The organism is Stenotrophomonas sp. 2619 (assembly GCF_040548725.1).
GTDB lineage: Bacteria > Pseudomonadota > Gammaproteobacteria > Xanthomonadales > Xanthomonadaceae > Stenotrophomonas > Stenotrophomonas maltophilia_AP.
Window position 1 is genome coordinate 105,831 of record NZ_JBEPSF010000001.1, and the last position, 17,735, is coordinate 123,565.

The 17,735-nt window shown below is 67.2% G+C and carries 15 protein-coding genes; 9 read left to right on the top strand and 6 right to left on the bottom strand.

Annotated elements, in window-relative coordinates; all coding sequences use genetic code 11:
• Positions 1-60: 60 nt before the first annotated feature.
• On the bottom strand, positions 61-1,413 hold the full coding sequence (aptA, locus tag ABIA71_RS00450) for an omega-aminotransferase AptA (protein ID WP_354282263.1): 1,353 nt from the start codon (positions 1,411-1,413) through the stop codon (positions 61-63).
• Between the two features lie 110 nt (positions 1,414-1,523).
• Between aptA and ABIA71_RS00455 the strand changes: the two genes are divergently transcribed.
• Positions 1,524-3,026, top strand: a complete 1,503-nt coding sequence (locus ABIA71_RS00455) for an aldehyde dehydrogenase (protein WP_354282265.1) — start codon at positions 1,524-1,526, stop codon at positions 3,024-3,026.
• Between the two features lie 6 nt (positions 3,027-3,032).
• Here ABIA71_RS00455 and ABIA71_RS00460 read toward each other — a convergent pair whose 3' ends face one another.
• A complete protein-coding gene (locus ABIA71_RS00460) occupies positions 3,033-3,656 on the bottom strand; it encodes a hypothetical protein (RefSeq protein WP_354282267.1) in 624 nt (207 codons plus the stop codon).
• A 174-nt stretch (positions 3,657-3,830) separates the two neighbouring features.
• On the opposite strand from ABIA71_RS00460, the gene ABIA71_RS00465 reads away from it, so the two are divergent.
• Positions 3,831-5,132, top strand: coding sequence for an MFS transporter (locus ABIA71_RS00465; RefSeq protein WP_354282269.1), 1,302 nt, complete (start codon positions 3,831-3,833; stop codon positions 5,130-5,132).
• On the opposite strand, the gene ABIA71_RS00470 is transcribed toward ABIA71_RS00465, so the two are convergent.
• Both ABIA71_RS00470 and ABIA71_RS00475 read right to left on the bottom strand, forming a co-directional pair.
• Positions 5,113-5,574 (bottom strand): bacteriohemerythrin, encoded by a 462-nt coding sequence (locus tag ABIA71_RS00470; protein ID WP_128096289.1) that lies wholly within the window; start codon positions 5,572-5,574, stop codon positions 5,113-5,115. The two genes, ABIA71_RS00465 and ABIA71_RS00470, sit on opposite strands and share 20 nt — an antisense overlap.
• A gap of 69 nt (positions 5,575-5,643) precedes the next feature.
• A complete protein-coding gene (locus tag ABIA71_RS00475) occupies positions 5,644-6,984 on the bottom strand; it encodes a GGDEF domain-containing response regulator (RefSeq protein ID WP_181393928.1) in 1,341 nt (446 codons plus the stop codon).
• A 377-nt stretch (positions 6,985-7,361) separates the two neighbouring features.
• On the opposite strand from ABIA71_RS00475, the gene ABIA71_RS00480 reads away from it, so the two are divergent.
• Positions 7,362-7,772 (top strand): hypothetical protein, encoded by a 411-nt coding sequence (locus tag ABIA71_RS00480; protein WP_354282271.1) that lies wholly within the window; start codon positions 7,362-7,364, stop codon positions 7,770-7,772.
• 98 nt (positions 7,773-7,870) lie between these two features.
• Here the strand turns inward: ABIA71_RS00480 and ABIA71_RS00485 are convergent, their stop codons facing one another.
• Together ABIA71_RS00485 and ABIA71_RS00490 are read right to left on the bottom strand one after the other, a co-directional pair.
• Positions 7,871-9,496 (bottom strand): MASE1 domain-containing protein, encoded by a 1,626-nt coding sequence (locus tag ABIA71_RS00485; protein WP_354282273.1) that lies wholly within the window; start codon positions 9,494-9,496, stop codon positions 7,871-7,873.
• 163 nt (positions 9,497-9,659) lie between these two features.
• Complete coding sequence (locus tag ABIA71_RS00490) at positions 9,660-10,955, bottom strand: NAD(P)/FAD-dependent oxidoreductase (protein WP_502960559.1); 1,296 nt, start codon at positions 10,953-10,955, stop codon at positions 9,660-9,662.
• A gap of 182 nt (positions 10,956-11,137) precedes the next feature.
• Here ABIA71_RS00490 and ABIA71_RS00495 point away from each other — a divergent pair, with 182 nt between their 5' ends.
• From ABIA71_RS00495 to ABIA71_RS00520, 6 genes are all read left to right on the top strand, one after another.
• Complete coding sequence (locus ABIA71_RS00495) at positions 11,138-11,896, top strand: gamma-glutamyl-gamma-aminobutyrate hydrolase family protein (RefSeq protein WP_354282277.1); 759 nt, start codon at positions 11,138-11,140, stop codon at positions 11,894-11,896.
• Complete coding sequence (locus ABIA71_RS00500) at positions 11,893-13,326, top strand: glutamine synthetase family protein (RefSeq protein ID WP_354282278.1); 1,434 nt, start codon at positions 11,893-11,895, stop codon at positions 13,324-13,326. The genes ABIA71_RS00495 and ABIA71_RS00500 overlap by 4 nt, the downstream gene beginning before the upstream one ends.
• Positions 13,327-13,462: 136 nt before the next feature.
• Entirely contained in the window at positions 13,463-14,569 is a 1,107-nt protein-coding gene (locus ABIA71_RS00505; RefSeq protein ID WP_128095968.1) for a polyamine ABC transporter substrate-binding protein, read from the top strand.
• 162 nt (positions 14,570-14,731) lie between these two features.
• Complete coding sequence (locus ABIA71_RS00510; RefSeq protein ID WP_038689323.1) at positions 14,732-15,865, top strand: ABC transporter ATP-binding protein; 1,134 nt, start codon at positions 14,732-14,734, stop codon at positions 15,863-15,865.
• Positions 15,862-16,773, top strand: a complete 912-nt coding sequence (locus ABIA71_RS00515) for an ABC transporter permease subunit (protein WP_128095967.1) — start codon at positions 15,862-15,864, stop codon at positions 16,771-16,773. The genes ABIA71_RS00510 and ABIA71_RS00515 overlap by 4 nt, the downstream gene beginning before the upstream one ends.
• The gene (locus ABIA71_RS00520) at positions 16,770-17,615 is read left to right on the top strand and encodes an ABC transporter permease subunit (protein ID WP_354282281.1); all 846 of its coding nucleotides are present in this window, start codon (positions 16,770-16,772) and stop codon (positions 17,613-17,615) included. The genes ABIA71_RS00515 and ABIA71_RS00520 overlap by 4 nt, the downstream gene beginning before the upstream one ends.
• Positions 17,616-17,735 lie beyond the last annotated feature (120 nt).

Genomic DNA, 17,735 nt, shown 5'->3' on the forward strand with positions numbered 1-17,735 from the left:
AATGGGGCGGGGTAGTCGCGTCCCGGTCGCCGGGTTCAGCCAGGCTCGCGCCATGGCGTATCAGGCGGTGGCGTTGATCATGTCGCCCAGGATCTCCACGATGCGATCGATCTGCGCCTTGTCGATGATCAACGGCGGCGACAGCGCGATCACGTCACCGGTGCAGCGCACCAGCAGGCTGCCCTCGCGGAAGCAGCGCTCGAACACCTCATAGCCACGTGCGCCGGGGGCATCCTTGCGCGGCATCAGCTCCACCGCACCGATCAGCCCGAAATTGCGGATGTCGACCACGTGCGGCAGGCCGCGCAGGCTGTGCAGCGCCGATTGCCAGTAGTCGCCCAGCTCGATGGCGCGCTCGAACAGGTGTTCCTCGGCGTAGGTGTCCAGTGTGGCCAAGGCGGCGGCACAGGCCAGCGGGTGGGCCGAATAGGTATAGCCATGGAACAGCTCGATCGCCGCCGGCGGGCCCTGCATGAAGGCCGCATGCACCGCATCGGACACCAGCGTGGCGCCCATCGGCACCGCGCCGTTGGTGAGCCCCTTGGCCAGCGTCATCAGGTCCGGGGTGACGCCGAAACGCTGTGCGGCAAACGCATTGCCCACCCGGCCGAAGCCGGTGATCACCTCATCGAACACCAGCAGGATGCCGTGCTGGTCGCAGATCTCGCGCAGCCGCTGCAGGTATCCCGGCGCCGGCAGGATCACCCCGGCCGAGCCGGCGATCGGTTCGACGAACACCGCGGCAATGGTGGAGGCGTCGTGCAGCGCGATCAGCCGCTCCAGGTCCTCGGCCAGCTCGGCGCCATGCCGGGGCAGGCCGGGGCTGAAGGCATTGCGCTCCAGGTCCAGGGTGTGGCGCAGGAAATCGCTGCCGGCCAGCAGCGCGCCGAACTGCTTGCGGTTGTTGGGCAGCCCACCAATGGACATGCCGCCAAAACCGACCCCGTGGTAGGCCTTTTCACGGCCGATGAAGCGGGTGCGCTGCCCCTCGCCGCGCAGACGGTGGTAGCCCAGCACGATCTTCATCGCGGTATCCACCGCTTCGGAACCGGAGTTGCTGAAGAACACATGGTTCAACGGTGCCGGCGCCAACGCGGCCAGGCGCTGGGCCAGCACGAACGGCAACGGCGTGCCCATCTGGAAGGGCGGGGCGAAATCCAGCGTGGCCGCCTGCTGCTGGATTGCCTGCACGATGCGCGGCCGTGCATGGCCGGCGTTGCAGCACCACAACCCGGCCGCAGCATCGAGCACCGGGCGGTCGTCGACATCGTGGTAGTACATGCCTTCGGCCCGCACCAGCAGGCGCGGCGACGCCTTGAACTGGCGGTTGGCGCTGAACGGCATCCAGAACGCATCCATTGCATCGGGGCGCTGCTGGGACAGGGACGACAACGGGTGGTCGGCACGGCGCATGGGCAACTCCGCAGGGAACCGGATGGTCACGACTCTATCGCAGATGCATCACGGCGCGGGGTGAGGACGGTGGGTATAAAGGAGGCCGATATCCACTGCTGGAGACCCCGATGATCGCTGCCCGTACCCGCGAGGAATGGCAACGCCAGGCCGATGCGCTGGTGGTGAATGGCCAGGCCTTCATCGATGGCCGTTACGTGGACGCCGCCGATGGCGCGCGCTTTGCCTGCATCAGTCCGATCGACGGCCGCGCACTGGCCCAGGTGGCCGACTGCGGCAGCGCCGACGTGGAGCGCGCGGTCGCTGCCGCGCGGCGCGCCTTCGATGCCGGGGACTGGTCGCGCGCCGCGCCGGTCCATCGCAAGAAGGTGCTGTTGCGGCTGGCCGACCTGGTCGAACAGCACGCCGACGAGCTGGCCCTGCTGGAAAGCCTGGACATGGGCAAGCCGGTCCGCGACGCGCGCCAGGGCGACCTGCCGGGCGCGGTGCGCTGCCTGCGCTGGACTGCCGAGGCCATCGACAAGGTATACGGCGAGATCGCCCCGACCGCACCGGACACGCTGGGCCTGGTCAGCCGCGAGCCGGTGGGCGTGGTGGCCGCCATCGTGCCGTGGAACTTCCCGCTGCTGATGGCCTGCTGGAAGATCGCCCCGGCGCTGGCAGCCGGCAATTCGCTGATCCTCAAACCGTCCGAGCGTTCGCCGCTGAGTGCGATCCGGCTGGCCGCACTGGCCGCCGAGGCCGGCATTCCCGACGGCGTGTTCAACGTGTTGCCCGGCGACGGCACCCGCGCCGGCGAACCGCTGGCGCTGCACATGGAGGTGGACGCGCTGGCCTTCACCGGGTCCACCGCCGTGGGCAAGCGGCTGCTGCAGTGCGCCGGGCGGTCCAACCTCAAGCGCACCTGGCTGGAGTGCGGCGGCAAGAGCCCGAACCTGGTGTTCGCCGATGCACCAGACCTGGACAAGGCCGCCGAAGCGGCCGCCACCGGCATTTTCTACAACCAGGGCGAGGTCTGCACGGCGGCATCGCGGCTGCTGGTGCAGCGCTCGATCCAGGACGAATTCGTGACTCGGGTACTGGCGCACGCGCGGCGCATGCAACCGGCCCATCCGTTCGATCCGGACGCGCCGATGGGCGCACTGGTGGACGACCGGCACGCCGACCAGGTGCTGGACCACATCAACCGCGGCCAGGCCGAAGGCGCGCGCCTGCTGCTGGGCGGCAAGCGGGTGGAGGTGGTCGCCGGTGGCAGCTATGTGCAGCCCACCGTGTTCGACGAGGTGGATGCCGGGCACAGCATTGCCCGCGAGGAAATCTTCGGGCCGGTGCTGAGCGTGCTCGGCTTCGACCACGAAGCCGATGCGCTGCGGCTGGCCAACGATTCACGCTACGGTCTGGCCGCCGGTCTGTGGACCCGCGACCTCGGCCGCGCGCACCGGGTGGCGCGCCAGCTGCGCGTGGGTAGCGTGTGGGTGAACCAGTGGGACGGCGGCGACATGACCGCCCCGTTTGGCGGCTACAAACAGTCCGGCATCGGTCGCGACAAGTCGCTGCACGCGTTCGACAAGTACACCGAGCTCAAGGCCACCTGGATCCACCTGGGCGAGTGAGCGCGCTCAGCAGTCCTGGCGCTGGCTGACCAGCGCCTCGCGCAGCAGGTCGCGGTCGCGTTCGTCCACCGCGTTCTGGAAGTAGTCCACCTGCGCGGCGCTCAGCCGGCAGGGATCCACGATGTAGCCCGGTGGCCACATCTGCAGGGCCTGGGCGATGCCCTGCACGACCTGCTCCGGGGTCAGGCCGCGCTTCATGCGGAAGCGGCGGGGCGGTGGCGCGAACGCGGCATGCACCACGCGCCGACCGATGACGGGCGCGACGAAGGTGGCCCCGTCCACGCCGTCATTGCCTGGCCCGAGGCCTGGCACATGGAGGTCCAGCGGCAGTGCCGCCGACGCCGCAGCGGGGCGGGAGATGGCGGCCTGCCGGGGTGCCGGCGCCGGCGGGGAGGGTCGCGGCGTCGAGGCGCGCGCGGGCGGCAGTCGCAGCGTCAGCGCGGGCGGCGGCACAGGTTCGGGATGCGGCAGCCAGCGCACGCGCAGTCGATCGTCGTCCCCGCCCATGCCCGCGAGCGGGGTGGGCGCCAGCAGCACCTGCAACAACAGGCCGTGTACCGCGATGACCACCCCGATCGCACAGGGTCGGCTCCAGCGTGGGGCAGGCGGGGACGGCATCGATGACGACATTCCACGTCCATCCTGACGGGATCGACCTGCTCTGACCGTGGGTCGTCTCCGGAGTTCCGCGCGGTTGCGCGGGCAGTGGGCGCGGTCACAGCCTGACTGTCTCGTCTGCAACCATCGTCCGCGCCGGGCTGGGGGCGTGGCAGAATCCGGCAGCTACCCCTCTTTGTGTGCCCGATGTCGACTCCTGCCGCACCTGCCGCACCTGCCGCCAATTCGCCCCGCCGCATCCTGCTGGCCAGCCTGATCGGCACCACCATCGAGTTCTTCGACTTCTACATCTACGCCACGGCGGCGGTACTGGTGTTCCCACACCTGTTCTTCCCCGACAGCAGCGATGGCGCGGCCCTGCTGCAGTCGCTGGCCACCTTCGCGGTGGCCTTCATCGCACGGCCGGTGGGCTCGGCGGTGTTTGGTCACTACGGCGACCGGATCGGGCGCAAGGCCACGCTGGTGGCCGCCCTGTTGACCATGGGCGTGTCCACCGTGGCGATCGGCCTGCTGCCTACGCACGCCAGCATCGGCATCCTCGCCCCGGCCCTGCTGGCGTTGTGCCGGTTCGGCCAGGGCCTTGGGCTGGGCGGTGAGTGGGGCGGGGCGGTGCTGCTGGCGACCGAGAACGCACCGCCGGGCAAGCGCGCCTGGTACGGCATGTTCCCGCAGCTGGGCGCGCCGCTGGGCTTCCTGTTGTCGGCCGGCATCTTCCTGCTGCTGGGCCGGGCGATGAGCGATGCCGACTTCCTGCAGTGGGGCTGGCGCGTCCCGTTCCTGGCCAGCTCACTGCTGGTGGCGGTGGGCCTGTGGGTCCGGCTGAACATCCATGAGACCCCGCAGTTCCAGGCCGCGCTGGACCGCAACGAGCGGGTCAGGCTGCCGATGTGGACCGTCATGCGCGAGCACTTCCTGACCCTGGTGCTGGGCACGCTGGGCGCGTTCGCCACCTTCGTGCTGTTCTACCTGATGACGGTGTTTACCCTGGGCTACGGAACCACCGTGCTGCAGTACAGCCGTGAGCAGTTCCTGCTGCTGCAGATGGTGGGCATCCTGTTCTTCGCCGCCGGCATTCCGTTGTCGGCGCTGTACGGCGACCGCTGGGGCACGCGCCGCACCATGATCGTGGCCAGTGGCCTGATCCTCGCGTTCGGCATCGTGTTCGCGCCGCTGTTCCAGGCCGGCAGCCCATGGCTGGTGCTGGGCTTCCTGTCGCTGGGGTTGTTCCTGATGGGCCTCACCTACGGCCCGTGCGGCACCTTCCTGGCTGAAATCTACCCGGTGCAGGTGCGCTATACCGGCGCGTCGCTGTCGTTCAACCTGGCCGGCATCCTCGGCGCGGCCCCGGCGCCGTACGTGGCCACCTGGCTGGCCGAGCGCTTCGGCCTGCTGGCGGTTGGCTTCTACCTGTGCGGCACCGCGTTGGTGACCATTCTGGCGCTGCTGGCGATGGGTCGGCGCGCGGCTGTCAGCGGAAGAAGCGCTTGAGCGTGCGCCCCAGCCAGTTACCCTGCTGGTGCTCGCGGGCGAACTGGTTCAGGTGCAGCTTGACCTGCGGCGCGTAGGCCTTGTCGTCGCCACGGATGTGGTTGAACAGCCAGCGCGACAGCATGGTGCGCAGTTCGTCGCTGATGTCTTCGCCGGCCTGGAAGCGCAGGCGGTACTCGGCCACGCGCTTGATGAAAATCTCATGCACGCGCTTGTGCGCCGCACAGAACGGATAGCCGGCTTCCTCCATCAGCTCTTCCTCGAAGGCGAAGTGCGACATGGTGTAGTCCACCAGTTCGTCGATCACCTCGGCCACCGCCAGCCGTTGCAGGCTGGTCTGCGCCACGTGCAGGTGGTTGAGCATCTCCACGATCCGCATGTGCTGGTGGTCGATGACGTCGATGCCGATGTTCAGGTCGTCCTGCCAGACCAGAAGTGCCATGTGCGTTCCCTGTGGTGTTCAACTGGGAACGACTCTAGGTTGATCGCGACACGCTCGCGTTGATCTCGATCAAGGCGCCAGGGCGGTTTCCCGGGCGGCACTGGCAACGCTGGTACAGCTGACCCGGTTGCGCCCGCCGGCCTTGGCCAGGTACAGCTGGCGGTCGGCCTCGGAGATCAGCCGGTGCAGGGAATCGCGCTGTGGGCGCAGGCAGCACAGCCCGATGCTCACGGTCATGCGCAGGGTGGTGTCGCCCAGCTTCACCTCCAGCGCCGCAATGCGCTCGCGCAGCATTTCGAAATAGCCGCGCGCCTCGTCTTCTTCCAGCCCCGGCACCAGCAGGCAGAATTCCTCGCCGCCGAAGCGTGCGATCAGGTCCTGGTCGCGGGCATGGCCAGCCACTGCGGCGGCCACCGCGCGCAGCGCGTCGTCGCCGGCTTCATGACCGTGGGTGTCGTTGATGTGCTTGAAGTGGTCGATGTCGATCATCGCCACCGCCACCAGGTCATCGTTGTGGTGCAGCTGCGGCAGCTGGCGCTGGCTCTGCTCCAGGAAGCTGCGCCGGTTCGGCAGCCCGGTCAGGAAGTCGCGCGTGGCCAGGTCCTGCAGGGTGCCGATCAGCTCCAGCTGGTCCACGTTCTGCGAGACCCGGCAGAAAAACTCCTCGCGGGAAAACGGCTTGCGCAGGAAATCGTTGGCCCCGTTCTTGAGGAAGCGCGGGATCAGTGAAGGGTCGGTGTTGCCCGAGATGCCGATCACCGCCAGCTTGTCGCGCGAGCGCATCGTGCGCAGCCGGCGGGTGAACTCCACGCCTTCCATGCCCGGCATCTCCTGGTCGACCACTGCCAGCCGGATCGCCGGGTGCGCCTCGATCGCCTTCAGCCCTTCGGCACCGTCGGCCGCCTCGTAGACGGTGTGGCCGTACATGCGCAGCAGCGAGGCGGCGTACATCCGCGCCGACATTGAATCATCCACCACCAGCGCCGCGATGCGCCGGTTGCGCTCCAGCCGCTGCACCAGCCACACCAGGTAATCGATGCTGCCGGGGGTGTTCTTCAGTACATAATCGATGATCTGCTGCTGCAGCACGCGCTTGCGCAGGTCTTCGTCATAGACGCCGCTGACCACCACCGTGGGCAGCCCGCGCGACAGGAAGAACTCCACCACCTTGTCGCGGTCGCCATCGGCCAGCACCAGCCCGGTCAGCACCAGGAACCAGCCCTGTTCCTCGTCCAGCAGCCGCCCGGCCTCGGCCAGGCTGGTGGCCACGAACACCGGCAGCTCCAGCCGCTGCTCGATCGCCTCGCGCAGCATGCTGGTGAACGTGCGCGAGTTTTCCACCAGCAGGATCCGCTGGGGTAAGGCATCACCGGGGTCGCTGTCGAAAGCGCCCTGCAACAGAGCCGGCATGTGGCGTACGCTCGATTTCGAGTGGGTCGGCAGATATAGCGGCGATTTCACATGCAACTTTAGGGTGGGTTGGCGGCCCGTGCAGCGGTGCCGGTTGGGCCGGGCGACAGTGGGGCGGCATACGCCGATGCCCTGGTGGGACCCTGGGTGCCGGGCCGGGCCTGCGAACAGGCCTGCCGCGCGGCCCGGACCTGATGGCACTGCAGGGCAGCCTGATGCCCGCACTGGCGCGGCGAGACAAACCGGGTCATTTCGCTTTAGGAATATTGTCAGGGAATATGTGCCCGCGGCAACGATAGAATCGTCTCGCTGTTTCCATTACTTATACTCTGGAGGTGCTTGTGCGAATTTCCCGCGTTCGTGGTGTGGTATTGGTCGTGAGCCTGCTCTCGATGCCGTTCGTTGCGGCAGCCGCCTGCTGTCCGAGCGATGGCAACGGTATTGCGTTGGCCAAAAGCGGTATGGGTGAATCCCTTCCGCTGGCCGTGAACCTGAGCCAGGATCCCAACTGGCTGGTCTACGGTTTTGAGCGTGATGGAATCTCGTATTACCAGGTAAATGATCTTGCGGGCCAGGTGCGCGTGATCGTGGGCAAGATCGACGATCAATTCTTCACCTTGCCGGCTGGTAAGAGCCCCGCGCGCACCTCGTTGCCGTCGCAACGCCTGGTCGTGCCGAGCAATGCCGTGCGCCGCGAGGTCTACAGGCGTGCCGAGTTCGCGCTGGTCGTCTATGGCGAGGGCAATGACGCCATCTGGTCCGTTGAGGTTCCCGCCAACGGCGGTTGATGTCCCCTGGGTGGTCCAGCAGGGCACCGGAAACGTCTGCAGGTGGCCCAGGCCACCTGCAGATCCCGGTAGCGATCTGCAGGGCGCGTGGGTCGACCCTAGAGTGCGTTTTCGCGTAGCACGAGTGGGGTCGGCACCGACGGCCTGGCCGCAGATGCCGGTGCGTCCACCAGAAGCATCCGGATGCGATTGCGGTGGCAGGTCACTGTTCCGCCATACGCCAACGCGCGCGCCGCCAACCGCTCGGTGACCAGGGCCAGCGTTGCCGGGGACAGGCTGCGGTTTACGTCCAGCAGCCCCACCGTGACCAGAATGCCGCGGTGCTGACGGAACTGACCGCAACGCGCGCGCACTTGAATCTGCCCGTACTCGTTCTTGAGGAGAATGGACACCGCGTCGGTCAGCGTCCGGTAGGTGGCCAACTGCAGCCCCACGCTCAACCTGCAGGGGTCTCCCCCCAACCGGGGGCGTGACACCCTGTCGGTAGCGTCCCAGGCTTCCCGCGCACCGCTGACCTGCAGGGCAAGGTAAAGACCCACCTGCTCAAGCGCCGTTGGGTACACCATGCTGGTCTGCTCACGGAACTGGCGGGAATGGGCCGCCGAGGCACGCAGCAGCCGCTCCGCAGGCTCGTGGTGGCCATGCCGTTTCAACAGCTCGACCGTTTCCTGGATGGACACGTCCAGGCCATCGGCAATCCGTCTCAGGCCCAGCGCCCGTTCGCGGAGGTCCATTTCGCTGGCGATGTGCGCCGTTCTGGACAGCGTGACGGCCCGCTGCCCATCCAGATCGCGGCGTGCGTACTGGTGGAAGTAGTGGCTGATCTGCGCGCCCAGTGCGAGCAGCGCCGTACCAGCAAGCGCGACGACCTGCTGGGTGGCGAAGGTGGGCGCATCGAACGAGCCGGGCAGGCCGGTGCTTGGGGTGGTCGCGCTGATGAGCAGGTTCAGCACGGGCACGCCGACTGCGGCGCCACGCCAGCCATGCATGCAGGTCAAGGCAACCACGGGCAAGGCCAGCATCAGCTGCAGACTGGTCCTGGTCATGTCATCGCCGGCGGCCAGCCGTGTCAGAACGCCAAGCACCAGCAGGGAAGACAGCGCGATGACCGTTGGCGGTGCGCGCCATGCCAGCCAGTCGTAAGGCACGCCGCGCTTTGTCCAGAGCACGGCCAACGGGGCGAGCGTCAATATGCCGATGTAATCACCCAGCGCGAACCGCGCCGCGCTGGTGAGTATGGGCAGGCTGGGCGGTACCGGCCAAAGCAGATGCGACAGGCCCAGCTTCAGAACCGTGGCCACCAGGGCGGCGGTCGCGGCGACCGAGAGCAGCCACACCTCCGTCTGTGCCGTCATCATCCTGCGATGCAGGCGTACCACCAGCGCAACCGCCGGCATCATGCACGCCGAAGCGATCACCACCCAGGCCAGCCCGTACTTGTCGATCATCGGATACCGCATCTGGGCGAAGTACGCATACTCGCCCAGGATCAGGTACGGCCAGAGACGGGCAGGGCAGAGCAGCAGGGCGGCAACCCGGACACCGGCGGGCAGGTAGAACTGATCAAGCGATATCTGTCGCGCGCCCCAGCAGGCGAAGGCATATACCAAGGCAACGGCGAACCCGGCCGGCCGGATGCGCAGGTTGAGTTGAAGTCCATTTCTCCACCAATCCAATCGTTGGTCCCTCCTGCTGTTCGTGTCGATACGAGTGCGCGTCGACATGGAAACCCATCAGCGCGACAGTATCGGCTGATCCCTGCGCATGCAATCGTCGTGGGTGATTATAGGAATCCAATCAGGCGCGGCGGCACGTGAAGTGCTGCGCATTATCTATGTCTGAATGTGATGGGTGTCGCTATTTCTAACGGAGTGATATCTCCAGCGCTCACCACAACGCATCCCGCAGTTTGTACCAGGACATCGCCGCCACCAGCAGCGGCGTGCGCAGCAGCCGGCCGCCGGGGAAGGGGCGGTGGGGAATACGTTCGAAGACGTCCAGGCGTTCGCTCTGCCCGGCGATGGCCTCGGCCAGTACGGCCCCGGCCAGCCCGGTCGCGGCCACGCCATGCCCGGAGAAGCCCTGTGCGAAGTACACGTTCGGGGTCAGCCGACCCCAATGCGGCGCCCGGTTGCGGGTGATGTCCACGTAGCCGCCCCAGACTTGTTCCATGCCCACGTCGGCCAACTGCGGGAACACCTGGTGCATGCGCCGGGTCATCACCCCGCGCAGCCCGGGGGGCGGCAGGGCGGAGTAACTGGCGCGCCCGCCGAACAACAGCCGGTGATCGGCACTGAGCCGGAAGTAGTCCAGTGCCCAGCTGACGTCGGCCACGGCCATGCCGTTGCGGATCAGCGACCGGGCGCGTTCGGCGCCCAATACCTGCGAGGCGCCGATATAGGTGCCGACTGGCATGATCCGCGTTTCCAGCTCCGGGGCGATGCCCTGCAGCCAGGCGTTGCCGGCGATCACCACATGGTCGGCGCGGATGCTGCCGTGAGCGGTGCGCAGCTGCGGACGCGGGCCCCGCACCAGCTGTACCACCGGCGATTGCTCGTGGATGACCACACCCAGGCCTTCTGCCGCGCGTGCCAGGCCCTGTGCATAGGCCAGCGGCTGCAGGTGGCCGCTGGCCGCATCGAACATCGCCCCGGTATAGCGCGGGCTGTCCAGCTGCGCCTGCAGCTGGGGGCGGTCCCACCACTGCAGCGGATAGTCGTAGCGCTCGGCCAGATCAAGCAGCCCGGTGCGCAGCGCGCGCTCCTGGCGGGCCGTGATCGGCACGCTGGCGTGGCCGTCGTGCCAGTCGCAGTCGATCTGGTAGTGCTGCAGGCGGTGGCGCAGCAAGGCCATGCCGTCGCGCGAATAGTCGAACAGCAGCCGGGCGTCTTCGGTGCCCACCAGCTGTTCCAGCGTATCCACTTCACACCCGTAGCCGACGATGGCCTGGCCGCCATTGCGCCCGGAAGCGCCCCAGCCCACCCGGTGCGCTTCCAGCACGCTGACCCGGTAGCCGCGCTCGGCCAGCGACAGCGCGGCCGACAGGCCGGTGTAGCCCGCGCCCAATATGCACACATCGGTAGCGTGGTCGCCGGTCAGCGCCGGGCGCAGCGGTTGCGCTGGCAGGCTGTCGGCATACCAGCTGGATACGTGGTCCTGGCCGGCGCGGCTCACGGTGTGCACCGGCAGGGGAGGTTGGGGACGTCAATCATGGTGACAGCATGCCAGCAACGATCCGCGGTGACAGCGCGCAGTCTGTCGCAGGCATCGCAGCCGGCATGTGAGGGCGCACACCTCCGGGCGGGCGTGTTGCACCGCGGATGGGCACGGCGCTACCGTGGCAGCAGGTCATCGGAGCATGCCGCATGGTCGCGCCCCCCTGGGTTGGCCTGCCCACCGACAGCACGCCACTGGGCCACCATCGCTTTGCGGTGGCCGGTGAGAAGTACATCCGCGCGCTGGCCGTGGCGGCCGGTGTCACGCCGGTGCTGCTGCCCAGCCTGCAGCCCCCGTTGCCGGCCGCGCCGTGGCTGGACCGGCTCGACGGTCTGTTGCTGACCGGCGCCGTGAGCAACATCGAGCCGCATCACTACGGCGGTGCGCCCACCTGGCCAGGCAACCCGCACGATCCGGCGCGCGACGCCACTGCGCTGTCGCTGCTGCAGGCCGCGCTGGAACGCGACCTGCCGGTGCTGGCGATCTGCCGGGGGTTCCAGGAATTGAACGTGGTCCTCGGCGGCACCTTGCATGCGCGCGTGCACGAGGTGCCCGGGCTGGCCGATCACCGCGAGGACCCGGCCGCGCCGGTGGAGCAGCAGTACGCGCCGTCGCACGCCGTGCAGTTGGCCGCCGACGGCTGGCTGGCGGCCTGGGCCGGCGCGGACCGTGTGAAGGTCAATTCGGTGCACGGGCAGGGCATCGATCGCCTCGCCAACGGCCTGCGGGTGGAGGCGCGTGCCGACGATGGCCTGGTGGAAGCCGCGCGCAGCCGCGCCCACACCTTCGTGCTCGGGGTACAGTGGCACCCGGAATGGCGTGTTACCGACCATCCCTTCCATCACCGCATTTTCCAAGCCTTCGGCGATGCTTGTCGCCGTTACTCCTGCAAAGCAGACCGGTCATGACCACCCGAACGCGCTCGCGTAAAGCCACTGTCCCGCGCAAAGCGGCCTCTTCTTCGCGCAAGGCCGCCCCGCCGCCCGTGCCCGAAGAGAGCGCGCTGCTGCGCTGGCTCAAGGAGCGGCGCATCACCGAGGTGGAATGCCTGGTGCCGGACATCACCGGCAACGCACGCGGCAAGATCATCCCGGCCGACAAGTTCTCGCACGATTACGGCACGCGCCTGCCCGAAGGCATTTTCGCCACCACGGTCACCGGTGAATTCCCGGACGATTACTACGAACTGACCTCGCCGTCGGACTCGGACATGATCCTGCGCCCGGACCCGGACACCGTGCGCATGGTGCCGTGGGCCACCGACCCCACCGCACAGGTGATCCACGACTGCTACACCAAGCACGGCGAACCGCACGAACTGGCGCCGCGCAACGTGCTGCGCCGGGTGCTGGATGCCTATGCCGAACTCGGCCTGCGCCCGGTGGTGGCGCCGGAACTGGAGTTCTTCCTGGTGCAGAAGAACACCGACCCGGACTTCCCGCTGCTGCCGCCGGCCGGCCGCTCCGGGCGCCCGGAAACCGCGCGCCAGTCGTATTCGATCGATGCGGTCAACGAATTCGACCCCATCCTCGACCTGATGTACGACTACTGCGATGCCATGAAGCTGGACGTGGACACACTGATCCACGAATCCGGCGCGGCGCAGCTGGAGGTCAATTTCACCCACGCCAACGCGATGGACCTGGCCGACCAGGTGTTCCTGTTCAAGCGCACCATGCGTGAGTCGGCCATGCGCCACGGGGTGTATGCCACCTTCCTGGCCAAGCCGATGGAGAACGAGCCGGGCAGCGCCATGCACATCCACCAGAGCCTGTTGCGGATCAGCGATGGCCACAACGTGTTCACCGGAGAGCACGGCGGCGAGGATTTCAGCCCGCTGTTCGGCCACTACCTGGCCGGCCTGCAGAAGTACGTGCCGATGGCGATGGCCTTCTTCGCGCCCAACGTGAACTCCTACCGCCGGCTGGTGTTCGGCGAGGTTTCGCCGAGCAACGTGCACTGGGGCTTCGACAACCGCACCTGCGGCCTGCGCGTGCCGCTGGACACGCCGGAGAACATGCGGGTGGAAAGCCGCTTCGCCGGGTCCGACGCCAACCCCTACCTGGCCATGGCCGCCACCCTGGCCGCCGGCCTGCTGGGCATCCGCGAGCAGGGCTCGCCGACCGCGCCGATCAGTGGCAGCGCCAAGGAGCTGGGCTACGACCTGCCGCGCTCGCTGGGCGAGGCGCTGGATGGGCTGGAAGGCTGCCCGGAACTGCGCGAGATGCTGGGCGAGCGCTTCTGCCGGGCCTATGTCTCGGTCAAGCGCAAGGAATACGAGACCTTTTTCCGCGTGATCAGCTCGTGGGAGCGGGAATTCCTGCTGCTCAACGTCTGAACGGCGCCGCGTCGCCAGATCCGGCATGGCCGTGAGGGCCATGTGCTGGGAAAATGGGGGCATGCCCGTTAGGCTGGCACCCGTTGTGCCGGTCTGGCCGGTTCCCCCACCTCGCACCTGACCTGTGGAGAGTCCGATGAAGCTGCGAATCCTCACCCTCGGCATTGCCGTATCCGTGCTCAGCGCCTGTGGCGGCGGCAAGTCCGACGACGACAGCAAGGTGCTGAACGTCTACAACTACAGCGATTACATCGCCGAAGACACCATTCCCACCTTCGAGAAGGCCACCGGCATCAAGGTGACCTACGACGTGTTCGACAGCGACGAAATGGTGGAAACCAAGCTGCTGGCCGGCAACAGTGGCTACGACGTGGTGGTGCCGACGCTGAACTTCTTCGGCCGCCAGATCAAGGCCGGCGTGTTCCTGCCGCTGGACAAGAGCAAGATCCCGAACCTGGCCAACCTGGATCCGGAGGTGATGAAGCGCATTGCCCAGCAGGACCCGGACAACCAGTACGGCGTGCCGTACATGATCGGCACCACCGGCATCGGCTACAACGTGGAACTGCTCAAGCAGCGTTTTGGCGGCAGCACCGACATCGCCAACAGCTGGGACCTGATCTTCAAGCCCGAGAACATCGCCAAGATGAAGGACTGCGGGATCACCATCCTGGACACGCCGTCGGACATGATCCCGATCGCGCTGCACTACCTGGGCGAAGATCCGCACAGCCAGGACCCGGCCACGCTGGAAAAGGCCGCCGCGCTGCTCAAGGGCATCCGCCCCTACGTGCAGAACTTCCACTCCTCGCAGTACGTGGGCTCGCTGGCCAATGGCGGCACCTGCCTGGTGGTGGGTTGGTCCGGTGACATCATCCAGGCCCGCGACCGCGCCGCCGAAGCGGCCAACGGGGTGACGGTGGCCTATTCGATCCCGCGCGAAGGCGCCCCGCAGTGGTTCGACATGCTGGCCATCCCCAAGGACGCCAAGCACCCGGAGGCCGCCTATGCCTTCATCAACTACCTGCTGGAACCGAAGGTGGCCGCCGCCAACACCAACTTCATCCACTACGCCAACCCGGTGACCAAGGCCACCCCGCTGGTGGACGAGGCGATCCGCACCGATCCGACCATCTACCCGCCGGCCGACGTGGCCGCCAAGATGTTCACCTACTCGATCAACACCCCGGAGGTGGACAAGCTCTACACCCGGTTGTGGACCGAGGTGAAGACCGGTCGCTGACCGCTTCCACGACGCCGGCCGCAGGGCCGGCGTTGTCGTTTCAGGGGTCTGCACGGCGGCAGGCCGAGGGCCGGGCAGCCGGTCCGGGCACACCATGACACTGCGACCACCGGTAAAATGGAATCCTCCCCCCGTCCGCTGCCGCTCCTGGAGCCGCCCCCCATGCCATTTGATGCCAAGCCGGAAGGCGAGGTCGTGCCGGTCCTCGAGCCGGGCTATCTGTCCATCCGCGCGCTGCGCAAGGAATTCGACGGCTTCGTCGCGCTCGACGATGTCAGCCTGGACGTGCGCAAGGGCGAGATCTTCGCCCTGCTCGGCGGCTCGGGCAGTGGCAAGTCCACGCTGCTGCGCTGCCTGGGCGGGTTCGAAACCCCCACCAAGGGCAGCATCGAGCTGGATGGCCAGCGCATCAACGACCTGCCGCCCTACCAGCGGCCGATCAACATGATGTTCCAGTCCTATGCGCTGTTTCCGCATATGACGGTGGAACAGAACATCGCCTTCGGGCTCAAGCAGGACGGCCTGGCCCGCGACGCGATCCGCACCCGCGTGGGCGAGATGCTGGAACTGGTGCAGCTGGGCAAGCTGGCCAAGCGCAAGCCGCACCAGTTGTCCGGTGGCCAGCAGCAGCGCGTGGCGCTGGCGCGGTCGCTGGCCAAGGGGCCCAAGCTGCTGCTGCTGGACGAGCCGATGGGCGCGCTGGACAAGAAGCTGCGCTCGCAGATGCAGCTGGAGCTGGTCAACATCATCGAAACCTCGGGCGTGACCTGCGTGATGGTCACCCACGACCAGGAAGAGGCCATGACCATGGCCACCCGCATCGCGGTGATGGACGCCGGCTGGATCCAGCAGGTGGGCAAGCCCGATGAAATCTACGAGCAGCCGGCCAACCGCTTCGTGGCCGAGTTCATCGGCTCGGTGAACCTGTTCGACGGGGTGATCGACGAGGACCTGCCCGAGTACGTCACCGTGCGCACGCCGCTGTTCCCCGCGCCGATCTACGTGGCCCACGGCATCACCGGCTACGAAGGCCAGCCGGTGGCGTTCGCGCTGCGCCCGGAGAAGGTGATGATCGGCAAGGACGAGCCGGCCGGGGACACCAACAAGGCGCAAGGGGTGATCGAGGAGATCGCCTACTTCGGCAGCCATTCGGTGTACCACGTGCGCCTGCCCAGCGGGGCCAAGGTGCTGTCCAACTTCGCCAATTCGCAGCGCTGGGCCAGCGACGGGCTGACCTGGGGCGACAGCGTGTGGGTGTGCTGGCGCGACAACGACGGCGTGGTGCTCACCGCATGAACGCCGCCGTCTGGAAGCGCTGGCTCCCCGGCACCCGCGGTGGTGTGATCGCCGCGCCCTACCTGTGGCTGCTGCTGTTCTTCGCGGTGCCGTTCGTGATCATCCTGATGATCTCGTTCGCACGCACGCAGGTGGGCTCGCCGCCCTACACGTGGCTGCTGGAATACGTGGACGGGGCGTTTTCGCTGAAGCTCAACCTGGGCAACTACGCGGCGCTGGTGAAGGACAGCCAGTACGTGCTGGCCTACCTGAGTTCGATCAAGATCGCGGTGATTGCCACGCTGTTCACGCTGCTGATCGGCTACCCGATGGCGTACGTGATTTCGCGGATGTCACCGGCCGCGCGCAACGTGGCGATGATGCTGGTGGTGCTGCCGTCGTGGACCTCGTTCCTGATCCGCGTGTACGCGTGGATCGGCATCCTGGACCGCAACGGGCTGCTCAACCAGCTGCTGCTCAAGCTCGGCGTGATCGATGCGCCGCTGCAGATCCTGTACACGCCGACCGCCGCCTACATCGGCATCGTGTACTGCTACCTGCCGTTCATGGTGCTGCCGCTGTACGCGAACCTGGTCAAGCTGGACAACCGCCTGCTGGAGGCGGCCTACGACCTGGGCGCCAAGCCATGGCAGGCGTTCCTGCGGATCACCCTGCCGTTGTCGCGCACCGGCATCATCGCCGGCTGCATGCTGGTGATGATTCCGGCGGTGGGCGAGTTCGTGATTCCCGAGATGCTGGGCGGTCCGGACACGCTGATGATCGGGCGGGTGCTGTGGGGCGAGTTCTTCAACAACCGCGACTGGCCGACGGCCTCGGCGGTGGCGATCGTGATGCTGCTGTTGCTGCTGGTGCCGATCCTGCTGTTCAACCGGGTCCAGCAGCGTGAGCTGGAAGGGAAGCTGGCATGAGCATGGTGCGCGGCAGCCGCTGGCTGGGCTGGTCGGTGCTGGGGCTGGGCTTCGGCTTCCTGTACCTGCCGATCCTGCTGTTGATGATCTACTCGTTCAACGAATCCAAGCTGGCCACGGTGTGGTCGGGCTTTTCCACGCGCTGGTACGGGGAGCTGTTCAACAACCGGCAGATTCTGGATGCGCTGTGGATCAGCCTGAAGGTGGCGTTCTGGACGGCCTGTGCGTCCACGGTGCTGGGCACGATGGCAGCGATGGTAATGACGCGTTTCAAGCGTTTCCCGGGCAAGACGATGTTCGGTGCGCTGATCACCGCGCCGCTGGTGATGCCGGAGGTGATCCTGGGCTTTTCGCTGATGACGCTGCTGGTGGCGATGGGCGGTATTCCCGGTTTTCCGGCGCGCGGGGTAACCAGCATCTGGATCGCGCATGTGACGTTCACGCTGTCGTTCGTGACGGTGGTGGTGTCGTCGCGGCTGCAGGAACTTGACCGGTCGCTGGAGGAAGCGGCGATGGACTTGGGGGCCGGCCGGTTGAAGGTATTCCTGCAGATCACGCTGCCGATCATCGCCCCGGCGCTGGTGGCTGGCTGGCTGTTGGCCTTTACGCTGTCGCTGGACGATGTGGTGATTGCCAGTTTCGTGGCGGGCCCGAGTTCGACGACGCTGCCGATGAAGGTGTTCGCGTCGGTGCGGATGGGGATCAAGCCGGAGATCAATGCACTGGCGACGCTGATGGTGCTGGCAGTATCGATCGCGGCAGTAGTGGGCTGGTTCGTGACCGCCCGCGGCGAGAAGCGCCGTCAGCGCGACATGCAGATGGCGTTGCAGGACAAGGGCTGAGGCAACGGCAACAGCAACAGCAACAGCAACAGCAACAGCAACAGCGGGGCAGGGTCTGGTGTGGCGGGGGGGGGGGGGGGGGGGGGGGGGGGGGGGGGGGGGGGGGGGGGGGGGGGGGGG

Coding starts and splice junctions, on each gene's coding strand:
- aptA (WP_354282263.1), bottom strand. CDS start 1,413: ATGCGCCGTGCCGACCACCCGTTGTCGTCCCTGTCCCAGCAGCGCCCC.
- ABIA71_RS00455 (WP_354282265.1), top strand. CDS start 1,524: ATGATCGCTGCCCGTACCCGCGAGGAATGGCAACGCCAGGCCGATGCG.
- ABIA71_RS00460 (WP_354282267.1), bottom strand. CDS start 3,656: ATGTCGTCATCGATGCCGTCCCCGCCTGCCCCACGCTGGAGCCGACCC.
- ABIA71_RS00465 (WP_354282269.1), top strand. CDS start 3,831: ATGTCGACTCCTGCCGCACCTGCCGCACCTGCCGCCAATTCGCCCCGC.
- ABIA71_RS00470 (WP_128096289.1), bottom strand. CDS start 5,574: ATGGCACTTCTGGTCTGGCAGGACGACCTGAACATCGGCATCGACGTC.
- ABIA71_RS00475 (WP_181393928.1), bottom strand. CDS start 6,984: ATGCCGGCTCTGTTGCAGGGCGCTTTCGACAGCGACCCCGGTGATGCC.
- ABIA71_RS00485 (WP_354282273.1), bottom strand. CDS start 9,496: ATGTCGACGCGCACTCGTATCGACACGAACAGCAGGAGGGACCAACGA.
- ABIA71_RS00495 (WP_354282277.1), top strand. CDS start 11,138: ATGGTCGCGCCCCCCTGGGTTGGCCTGCCCACCGACAGCACGCCACTG.
- ABIA71_RS00500 (WP_354282278.1), top strand. CDS start 11,893: ATGACCACCCGAACGCGCTCGCGTAAAGCCACTGTCCCGCGCAAAGCG.
- ABIA71_RS00505 (WP_128095968.1), top strand. CDS start 13,463: ATGAAGCTGCGAATCCTCACCCTCGGCATTGCCGTATCCGTGCTCAGC.
- ABIA71_RS00510 (WP_038689323.1), top strand. CDS start 14,732: ATGCCATTTGATGCCAAGCCGGAAGGCGAGGTCGTGCCGGTCCTCGAG.
- ABIA71_RS00515 (WP_128095967.1), top strand. CDS start 15,862: ATGAACGCCGCCGTCTGGAAGCGCTGGCTCCCCGGCACCCGCGGTGGT.
- ABIA71_RS00520 (WP_354282281.1), top strand. CDS start 16,770: ATGAGCATGGTGCGCGGCAGCCGCTGGCTGGGCTGGTCGGTGCTGGGG.